We start from the raw sequence: 10,444 nt of genomic DNA on the forward strand, positions 1-10,444 counted from the left end.
TTATTTTGTTTTAAAATCGATTAAATAAAATATACCACCATAAAAGCTATCTGTTTGCCCAACATTTCGACCCGATGTAACGTGATTTAATCCTGCGATTAAGGCTAGTTCTGGCATTTTTTTGAATGTATATTTTGTGTTCAATCCAATTTTGGTCATATTCATAGTATTACTTGGAAAAGGCATATTATTGGTAGTAATGTCAAAAGTATCGCCAGTTGTAAGTGAAGTGTCAAATAGTAATTCGGCAATTAATCTTGAAGTTCTATAACCTATTCGAGCATTTCCGTTTATCATATTTGGCATGTCAACTTGGTTGGTATAATGCATAGATGTTGTATAGTACACATTTCTATCAATTTCTATATTGTATCTTTTGATGTAAGCTGCTGAAATTGTTGCAAAAAATTTATCCCATTGTAAATCGCCCATTCCTCTTATTGAAAGCGTTTTACTTCTTAAACCAATTGATAATGGTAAATAATCGGCAACATAATCACTAACAGGTGTTGAAGCACCAGCAATTGCATAAAAAGATACAATTTTGTTTCCAAACTCTTTTTCATAAGGCATGTATTTTAGAAAAAGAGACAAATCTTGAACTCCTTTTTGACCCATCATGGTTCCAGCCGAAGCATTTGTTTTTACATAAGGCAACGAAACAATCGCGTTAAGTTTATTTGATATTCCATAGTTACAGTTGACTGCTATTTTTTGAGTTGAAACTGTTCCGAAGTTGCCATTTTCTCTTTTAAAAGTACCTTCCCAGTAGTTATCCCAACTACTGTATTCATAGACAGCACCCGAGCATAATTGTTTTTTGCTCATCATAATGCCGTCAATTTCTGTTTGTGCACATAGATGTTGCCCTGCCCAAATTAGGCAAAGAATATATATTTTTTTCATTTTTTGAATGTTATTGGTTAGTGGTTTTGAATATTAATTCTTTATTTGAATTACTATCAAATTGTATTTTTAATGCAAAAAAAAGATACTTCGTCAAAAAACACATTTGTGCCTTATGATGAATTTAATTTTTTGAAATAAATAAGATTAAACAACTTTTGGAGGAGAAAACAAGGCCATTAGGTAGCCTGCATGAAGTTTCTGCATAAGAAAACGTTCATTAACTAATTTACACGTATTACCAGATAGTGCAAAATTAAAGTTGTTAGGATTTAACGAAATATAATCTTTTTGAAATGTTTTGAATACTTTTTCAAGCGGTTTTTTGTTCAAAGCTGAATTTTCAAACAAATCATTGTCGACTAGGTTTTTAAGAAGAATATCTGTAGAATTTTGTTGTTTGTTTGGAAGATAATAAAGTGTAATAATATTGTCTTTGGTTTCTTTTTTGAAAACATGGTAAACGACATTATTTATAGTAACATTTTCGTTCACATATTCCATTTCAGAATCTTCAACAAATGAATAAATGGAAGCATTTAATTTTAAAACTTTAAACTCTGATTCTTTAATATTTTGCATAGCTGCTACCCATTTGTGTTCTTTTTCGAGAGAAAACAACAAGTGACAACCAATTACATTGTATAAAAATGTAGAGGTTAAAACAAGGAGTAATAATGCTGACGCAATTTTTTTCATCAAATTTATTTAATTTCTAAAATAACCGATTCGTAAGGTTTTAAGTTACCGTCACAACTTGGAGTTTTATAATTTCCAAGTAAAACTTTTGCTTTTTTCAGATTCAAATCAGTTGTAAACATACTTTCTTTTTCTGAAAAATTTAATAAAACTACTATTTTTTTTCCGTTTAATTCTCGTTGGTATGCAAAAACGGTTGGATTTTCTTTGTCTAATAGTGTGTATGTACCATAAACCAATGTGGGTTCTTTTTTGCGTAATTCTACTAATTTTCTAAAATAATTCAATGTTGAATTTTGATCTTTTTCAAGTATTTCCGCATTTATTGAAGTGTAATTTGGATTTACTTTTAGCCAAGGTTTGCCCGTTGTAAAGCCAGCATTTTTATCAGAATTCCATTGAAAAGGTGTTCTTCCGTTTTCTCTTGAAGTTTGTTTTCTGTCTTCGAGAAATGCTTTTAAATCACCATTGTTATTTTTTAAAAATTCATATCTGTTTTTGGTATCGACGTCGTTATAATCATCAATACTTTCAAAACGAATATTACTCATTCCTAACTCATCACCTTGAAAATAGTACGATGTTCCGCGCATAGTCATTACAAAAGTAGAAAGCATTTTTGAAGAAATCTCTCTAAACTCTGGCGTATCATTTCCAAACTTGCTAACCATTCTTGGTTGATCATGGTTTGCCATGAAAATAGAAAGCCATCCTTTGTCCTTGAAGGTTTCATCGTATCTTGAAAAAATCTCTTTGTATTTTACCAACCCAAAATCTTTTAAATTATAGCCAATATCAACACTTTCAAAGTGATAAGCCATATTTAATTCTTTTCGGTCTTCATCTACAAATTTTAATGCGGCTTCTGGCGAATCTCCAGCACCTTCGGAAACGCTCATTACATTTGGATAGTTACTCAAAACTTCACGATTCATTTCTTGAATATACTCGTGTAATTTTGGACCTTTTCCATAATATTTTATAATTTCGGTTGGAATGCCCACAATTTCTTTTGGTAATTCTGGAAAAGTTGGATCTTTTGAGATAAACTGAAAAGCATCCATTCGATAGCCATCAACACCTTTATCTAGCCAAAAACGCATGATATCATACAATTCTTCTCGTACTTTTGCATTATTCCAGTTTAAATCGGGTTGCTTTTTGGAAAAATAATGGAGATAATACGAGTCGGTTGTAGCGTCATATTTCCATGCATTACTATTTACATCAAACCAGCTCCAACGGTAGGGTGGCGTTCCTTTTTCGGCTGGCCACCAATAGTAATAATCGCGGTATTTATTATCTCTCGATTTTTTACTTTCTTGAAACCAATAATGTTCATCACTACTATGGTTAAAAACCAAATCCATCACTAATTTGATGCCTCTGTCGTGCATTCCTTTTAGCAATTGGTCAAAATCTTCCATGGTGCCAAAATCTTTCATGATATTTCTATAATCGCTAATATCATAACCATTGTCATCGTTGGGAGATTCGTAAATTGGGCTTAGCCAAATAGCATCAATACCTAGACTTTTTAGGTAATCTAATTTTGAAATTATTCCTTGCAAATCGCCTATTCCATCGCCATTACTATCTTTAAAACTTCTTGGATATATTTGATAAATAACGGCTTCTTTCCACCATTTTTTGTCAATTTCTGTATTGTTTTTAGAAACAACAACTTGACTATTTGCCATTGTACTTAGTAAAAATAATATTAGTAATGATTTTAATTTCATGGATAAAAATAACAGAAATTTGGGTCAATTTATATTTTTATTTTATAAAAAATGGTTTAAAAGTCAGTTTCAAGCTATCAATAAAACCGAAAACGTTTTCGATTGATAAGAAATTACACTTTTAGTAATTAATGCTGTTTTAAAAAATAAAACGATAAATTTGAGGATGAAAATCTATCATTATGAAAACTAAATTCCTTTTTCTCGCTGTTCTCATTTCAATTTATTCAATAGGGCAAACCAAATCCGACGAATGGAACTTGACTGCTACTTCTCGTCAAAATTACTTTGGAGTAGCTATGGCAAATGGTCAATTAGGCATTGTAACTAATGATGAACCTTTAAAAACCAAAGAAATTATTTTGAATGGTGTTTACCAACCAAGTTCAGAAAACGGTATTAGTAAAATTGTGCGCGGAATTGAATTTTTGAATTTGCATTTAAGTATCAATAACGAACAAATTAAATCGGACAATATCGATAATTGGAGTCAAGTAGTTTCTATGAAAGAAGGAATGAGTACCGTTTCTTTTTCGTTCAAAGATTATGCTTCGATTGATTATACTATTCTTGCTAACAGAGCAATTCCTTATTCGGCAATGGCAATCGTTGAAATTACACCTAAAAAAGATATTGAAATTTCAGCCAATAATTATATGGTGGTTCCTGAAGAATTGAAAGAGACCAAAAGTCAATACCGAGTGTTGAAAGACAATCAGTTTTTGATGCCCGTTTTTGGAACTTCTGCCAAAACTTTGAATGATAAAATTACTGTTTCGGCTTCAACAACATTTTTATTTGATGGAGAAAATGAAGTTTTAAAGCAAACGGGAAACGAAGTTGGTTTTAGTAAAAAATTGACAAAAGGGAAAAAATATCGTTTTGCTATTGCTGGTGGAATATGCACATCAAAAGATTTTAATGATCCATTGAATGAATCAGAAAGACAACCCATTTTTGCTTTGCAAGAAGGAATTGATAAATTGTTAATCCGCCATAAGCAAGCTTGGTCAGAATTATGGAAAACAGGTGATATTCAAATAGAAGGTGATTTAGATGCTCAACAACGTGTTAGATTTGCTTTGTATAATTTGTATTCGTTCATTCGCCCAGAAACACGCCAAAGTATTGCGCCTATGGGATTATCGGCTCAAGGATATAACGGACATATATTTTGGGATTCTGAGCTTTGGATGTATCCTTCTTTATTGGCTTTGCAACCCGAAATGGCAAAATCATGTTTAGATTATCGTTCAGATAGATTAGAAAAAGCCAAACAAAAAGCTGCTATCTATGGTTATAAAGGCGCCATGTTTCCATGGGAAAGTGATGATACCGGTGAAGAAGCAACGCCAACATGGGCGCTTACTGGAATTTTTGAGCAACATATAACGGCTGATGTTGCCATTGCATTTTGGAATTACTATGCTTTAACACAAGACAAATCTTGGTTAAGAAGTGAATACAAAGTGTTAAAAGAAACAGCCGATTTTTGGGTAAGTCGTGTTGTAAAAAACAATGATGGAACGTATTCAATTTTAAATGTAGTAGGCGCAGATGAATATGCACAACATGTAGATGATAATGCGTTTACAAATGCGTCAGCAATAGAAGCTTTGAAAAACACAATAAAAGCAGCCACTATTCTGAACGAACCAATTGATCCAAAATGGGTTGACGTTTCAAATAATATTGTAATTCATAAAGAAAATGGAATTACACAAAATTACAAAGGATATAAAGGTCAAATGATTAAACAAGGTGATGTTAATTTGTTAGCTTATCCATTGCACATTATTACTGATAAAACCCAAATAGAAAAAGACTTGGCCTACTATTCTGAAAAGATTGACAAAAAAGATGGCCCAGCTATGGCGCATGGAATCTTATCTGTTTTGTATGCGCGACTTGGAGACAAAGAAAAAGCGTATGATCATTTTGTAAAAGCGTATTTGCCTAATAGCCGTCCGCCATTTGGTGTTTTTTCAGAGTCGGCTAATAGCAATAATCCTTATTTTGCAACAGGTGCGGGTGCTATGTTGCAAGCTATCATTTATGGTTTCGGCGGAGTAGAGCAAACGGACAATGGATTAAAATACAACAAAGGTATTTTGCCAAAACAATGGAAGTCTTTAAAAATCATCGGATTAGGAACTGATAATAAAACGATTGAGGTGAAGTGAAAATAAATAAAATCTACATCGTTTTCGTAGTAATTTCAGCTCTAAACCCTTGTATTTACTGTTAATTTATCTTAAAATTATATAATTTCACAAAAAAAGTGATTTAAAAAAACAAGATGTGTTTTTTTAAATCACTTTTTTTATAGTATTCACAAGAATTGACCTAAAACTTTACCATATCGAAAACGTTTTCGATGTTACGAAAACGATATAGTGAGTTGATTTCTTAAAGTTTTCATAATATTAGAGTATGTTTGTTATTGCATATAAAACTTAAACAATTAACTAATTATTAACCAATTTATTTATTACGTATGAAAAATAGTCTACTTAAAAGCCTATTCATGTTTCTAACGGTACTATTCACTGGTTTTGCGTATTCGCAAGATGTATCAGGAACGGTTTCAGATAGCAGTGGTCCATTACCAGGAGCCTCTGTTGTTGTAAAAGGAACAAACAACACCGCATCGACAGATCTTAATGGTAAGTATGCCATTAAAAATGCAGGTGCAAACGCCGTATTAGTTTTTAGCTATATCGGTTTGACTACACAAGAAGTTGCCGTAGGTAGCAAAAGTGTAGTAAACGTGGTCTTAAAAGACGACCAAAAAGAATTAAAAGAAGTAGTAGTAATCGGTTACGGTTCTGTAAAAAAGAAAGACGCAACAGGTGCTGTTGATCAATTAAGTTCTAAAAAGTTTGATAATGTAGCTTCTGTTTCTCCAGCTCAAATTTTACAAGGAAAAGTAGCAGGTGTACAAGTTACCCAAGCTTCTGGCGAGCCAGGTTCATCAGTAACTCTTAGAGTTAGAGGTAGTGCTTCATTTAGGTCTGGAAGTAATCCTTTATATGTAGTAGATGGTGTGCCATTAGAGGGTGGTGACTTGTCATCCGGAGGTGCTGAAATCCAAGGTCTTGGTTCTTCTTCTGCAAGAAATCCATTAAACTTCATCAATCAAAATGATATTGAAAGTATAACAGTGCTTAAAGATGCTTCATCAACTGCTATTTATGGAGCAAGAGGTGCTAACGGTGTTATTATTATCACTACAAAAAAAGGTACGAAAGGTAGTAAACCAGAGGCAAATTATACTTCATCAGTTCAATTCAGTTCGTTATCTACAAAATTTAAAATGCTTTCAGCTGATGAGTATGTAGCTGGAGGAAAAACAGGTTTAGGTGGTAATTATAACTGGGAAGATGCTATATTAAGAAATGCAGTTTCTACAAATCATGATTTATCTGTGTCAACTTCTGGAGAAAATTCTTCTACCCGCTTTTCAGTTGGTTATTCTGATACTGAGGGTATTGTTAAAAATACAGGACTGGCTAAGTATACAGCTTCAATTGCTCATATAACTTCTTACTTTAACGATGCTTTAAAATTGGAAGGTAGAGTTAATTATACAAACTTAAACGACCAAACTACTCTGATAACAAATAATGCGGGTTTTATTGGAAGTATAATTGGAAATGCATTGTACTGGAATCCAACATATCCAATATATGATAATTCTCCAGATGGATATTTTAATCCAGGATATTCGGCTAATCCTACAAATCCATCTCAAGGTAGCGATACATATTTAAACCCAGTACAAATTTTAAATGGTTATTCTGATAGAACAAAAACCAATAAAATTTTAGGAAGTTTGACAACAAGTCTAAGATTAACTAAAAACTTAAAATATCAATTATTGTTGGGTGTTGAAAACTCAAGTTCAGAAAGAAAAAATCAATTATTACCTACTGTAAGAATTCAAGATATTTCTGTTGATGGTAATAGAGGTTTTGCTAGAATTGTTGACAGAAATGCTTTTAACAAGTCCTTAGAACATACCTTAACTTATGTTAAGAGTATAAATGATAACTTTAGTTTTGATTTGTTAGGTGGTTATTCATTTTACGAATACAATAACGACGGTAATAATATAAATGCAAGAGGTTTTAACGAAGGTCAAACTAATTTAATTGATAATATTAATGGAGCGACTGTAACAAACAATAATGCTGGTTCTTTCAGAAACAGAGTTGATTTTCAATCTTACTATGGTCGTTTTAATGCTACTATCTATAAAAATTTATTAGTAACAGCAACTATGAGGAGAGACGGTTCATCTAAATTTGGAGAAAACAAAAAATATGGTAATTTTCCGTCAGCAGCAATTGCATATAAATTGGTAAATGATAATGAAGGATTACTTAACAACATAAAACTTAGAACAAGTTATGGAGTTACTGGTAATTCAGATATACCTGTAAACGCTGCGGTTCAAAAGCTTAATTACAATAATGGTGCTCAAACTGTTGTAAATAATGGTAATCCAAATCTTCAATGGGAACAAACTTCAACAATTGGTGCCGGTATTGATTTTGAATTGTTAAAAAATAAACTAACAGGTTCTGTTGATTATTTTGTTAGAAGAACTGAAAATTTAATTTATGCTGTTCCTACTGCAGCTAGTCAACCTAGCGGTAATTTTTCATTATTTAGAAACTTTGACGAAGGTGTGTTAGAAGGAAAAGGTGTTGAATTAACACTTAATTACAATATTTTAAATAATGATGATTTTAGATGGGATGTTTCAGGAAATGTATCATTCTTAAAATCTGAAATAAAGGAGTTTCCTGATGTTTTCCAACAATTTACAGGTGAAATAAGTGGTCCAGGTCTTACTGGAGCTTTTGCTCAAGCCCTTGAAAATGGTCAACCTATTTATTCATATTATTTACAAGAATTTGCTGGTTACGATGCTAGTGGGAACTCTTTATATGTTAACGCAAATGGACAACCACAAACAGGTTCTGGTGAGCAAAAATTTGTTGGTAAACAAGCATTACCTAAGACTAACGTTGGTTTTAATACTAACTTTGGGTATAAAAACTGGGATTTAGGAGCCTCTTTTTATGGAGCTTTCGGTCACTACATATATAACAATACTGCAAATGCGTTGTTATTCAAAGGATCATATGTTGGTGCGGACAAAAATATTACACCAGAAGTTTTAGCATCTGCCCAATCTGGAGGAGACACTAATCCTGTGTCAACTAAATATCTAGAAAAAGGAGATTTTTTAAGATTAGGAAACTTAACTTTAGGTTATACCTTTGAAAATCAATTTCTTGAAAGATTAAACATTAAAGCAGCTAAATTTTTTGTAAATGGTTCTAATCTTTTTGTAATTACAAATTATTCTGGATTTGACCCAGAAGTAGATATCAGTAAACCAATTAATGGTGTTCCGTCATCAGGTATTGATTATTTATCATATCCAAGAGCTAAAACATATTCTTTTGGAATTAATGTAACTTTTTAAATCATAAAAAAATGAAAAAAATTAATTTATTTAAACCATTACTTTTTCTTTTTTCTTTTTCATTTCTAGTCGGTTGTACAGATTTAGAGGAAGAAGTATTAGATGGAGTAAATGCTGAATTAGATGTTGACCCTTCTTCACTTTTAGTATCAACATACAGAAACTTAAGAGGGTTTCAAGCACAAGGACAAATGTTTGCACTTGATGAAATGTCATCAGATGCATTAGTTGGACCAACAAGAGGAGGTGACTGGGATGATAATGGTGTTTGGCGTCAAATTCATACACATGAATGGACACCAACACACCCAGAGGTAACAAATGCATACAACACGTTACTTTCAACTGTTTATAATTGTAATATCATAATAGACCGTGGTACTACTTCTGATGCAACTGAAGCAAGATTTATAAAGGCTTTTTGTTATTATCACTTAGTTGATTTGTTTGGTAAGGTACCTTACAGAGAAATTGGTTCTTCTCAAAGTGATAATCCTAAGGTTTATACACGAGCAGAAGCAACTAATTACATCATAAGTGAGCTTGAAGCAATATTGCCTAATTTACCAGTAAGATCTGTTGGAAATGCTGGTGATGCAAATCAAGATGCTGCTCGTATGTTATTAGCTAAAACATATCTTAACAAAGGTGTTTTTGCTGCTGCTAATACTGCTGGACCATATACTTTTGCAGCTGCAGATATGACAAAAGTTGTTCAGTATGTTGATGCAATGACTAACACATTAGCTCCAGATTATTGGGATAATTTTTCAAAGTCAAACGATAATTCAAATGAGTTGGTATTTGTATCAGCTAATGAATTGGGTGACGGTGGTGATGTTAGATCAAGATGGCATATGGGAACTCATTACAATCAAACACCGTCTGGTTGGAATGGATTCTCTACTCTTGCGGAATATTATGACAGATACAATCCAGCGGATTTAAGAATCAATAACCCAAAACCTAGTGTAATTGCTGCTAATGGATATAATTTAGGTTACTTGGTTGGTCAGCAATATGCTCCAGGAGGGACAACTCCATTAAATGACAGAAATGGGAATCCATTAGTTTTTACTAAGGAGTTAACAATTATAACAGGAGGTGCAACCTTAGAAACTGCTGGTATTCGTGGTATAAAATATGAACCAACTATCGATTTAGTAAACAATTCACCTGACACTGATTATGTGTTGTTACGTTATTCTGATGCACTTTTAATGAAGGCAGAAGCTATAGCAAGAGGCGGTTCAGGTTCGTTAGGAACAATAGCTGCTGATTTAGCAGCTAGAACCGGTCAACCTGCAGTTGATTTAACGAGCCTTGATAATATCTATGCTGAAAGAGGTCGTGAATTATGGTGGGAAGGATGGAGAAGAAATGATATGATTCGCTTTGGAAAATTCCTAGACGCAAGAGCTTTAAAACCTAGTGCATCTAATCCTAAATATTTATTATTTCCAATTCCAATAGCGGCTTTGTATAATCCAAATATGACTCAAAACCCTGGATATTAATATCAATTATATTTTGTTTAGTTTTTTTATAAAGAGGGTAATTTATTGCCCTCTTTATTTTTTATAAAAGTTTTAAGAAC

At 32.5% G+C, this 10,444-nt stretch carries 6 protein-coding genes; 3 read left to right on the top strand and 3 right to left on the bottom strand.

The window, feature by feature from the left end:
- From O9267_RS09145 to O9267_RS09155, 3 genes are all read right to left on the bottom strand, one after another.
- Complete coding sequence (locus tag O9267_RS09145) at nucleotides 1-906, bottom strand: hypothetical protein (RefSeq protein WP_298178397.1); 906 nt, start codon at nucleotides 904-906, stop codon at nucleotides 1-3.
- A 147-nt stretch (nucleotides 907-1,053) separates the two neighbouring features.
- Nucleotides 1,054-1,605, bottom strand: a complete 552-nt coding sequence (locus tag O9267_RS09150; RefSeq protein ID WP_298178399.1) for a hypothetical protein — start codon at nucleotides 1,603-1,605, stop codon at nucleotides 1,054-1,056.
- A gap of 5 nt (nucleotides 1,606-1,610) precedes the next feature.
- Nucleotides 1,611-3,305 carry an alpha-glucosidase gene (locus tag O9267_RS09155; protein ID WP_298178402.1) on the bottom strand — a complete coding sequence of 565 codons (1,695 nt, stop codon included), beginning with the start codon at nucleotides 3,303-3,305 and terminating at the stop codon, nucleotides 1,611-1,613.
- 224 nt (nucleotides 3,306-3,529) lie between these two features.
- Here O9267_RS09155 and O9267_RS09160 point away from each other — a divergent pair, with 224 nt between their 5' ends.
- The 3 genes from O9267_RS09160 to O9267_RS09170 all read left to right on the top strand — a co-directional run bounded on the left by O9267_RS09160 (nucleotide 3,530) and on the right by O9267_RS09170 (nucleotide 10,364).
- Complete coding sequence (locus O9267_RS09160; RefSeq protein WP_298178405.1) at nucleotides 3,530-5,530, top strand: glycoside hydrolase family 65 protein; 2,001 nt, start codon at nucleotides 3,530-3,532, stop codon at nucleotides 5,528-5,530.
- 344 nt (nucleotides 5,531-5,874) lie between these two features.
- A complete protein-coding gene (locus O9267_RS09165; RefSeq protein WP_298178408.1) occupies nucleotides 5,875-8,847 on the top strand; it encodes a SusC/RagA family TonB-linked outer membrane protein in 2,973 nt (990 codons plus the stop codon).
- A gap of 11 nt (nucleotides 8,848-8,858) precedes the next feature.
- The gene (locus O9267_RS09170; RefSeq protein ID WP_298178410.1) at nucleotides 8,859-10,364 is read left to right on the top strand and encodes a RagB/SusD family nutrient uptake outer membrane protein; all 1,506 of its coding nucleotides are present in this window, start codon (nucleotides 8,859-8,861) and stop codon (nucleotides 10,362-10,364) included.
- Nucleotides 10,365-10,444: the final 80 nt, after the last annotated feature.

This window comes from Flavobacterium sp. (assembly GCF_027531705.1).
GTDB lineage: Bacteria > Bacteroidota > Bacteroidia > Flavobacteriales > Flavobacteriaceae > Flavobacterium.

What these genes read in the sequence shown, in the direction of transcription:
- O9267_RS09150 (WP_298178399.1), bottom strand. Translation starts at nt 1,605, where the DNA reads ATGAAAAAAATTGCGTCAGCATTATTACTCCTTGTTTTAACCTCTACA.
- O9267_RS09145 (WP_298178397.1), bottom strand. Translation starts at nt 906, where the DNA reads ATGAAAAAAATATATATTCTTTGCCTAATTTGGGCAGGGCAACATCTA.
- O9267_RS09155 (WP_298178402.1), bottom strand. Translation starts at nt 3,305, where the DNA reads ATGGCAAATAGTCAAGTTGTTGTTTCTAAAAACAATACAGAAATTGAC.
- O9267_RS09170 (WP_298178410.1), top strand. Translation starts at nt 8,859, where the DNA reads ATGAAAAAAATTAATTTATTTAAACCATTACTTTTTCTTTTTTCTTTT.
- O9267_RS09160 (WP_298178405.1), top strand. Translation starts at nt 3,530, where the DNA reads ATGAAAACTAAATTCCTTTTTCTCGCTGTTCTCATTTCAATTTATTCA.
- O9267_RS09165 (WP_298178408.1), top strand. Translation starts at nt 5,875, where the DNA reads ATGTTTCTAACGGTACTATTCACTGGTTTTGCGTATTCGCAAGATGTA.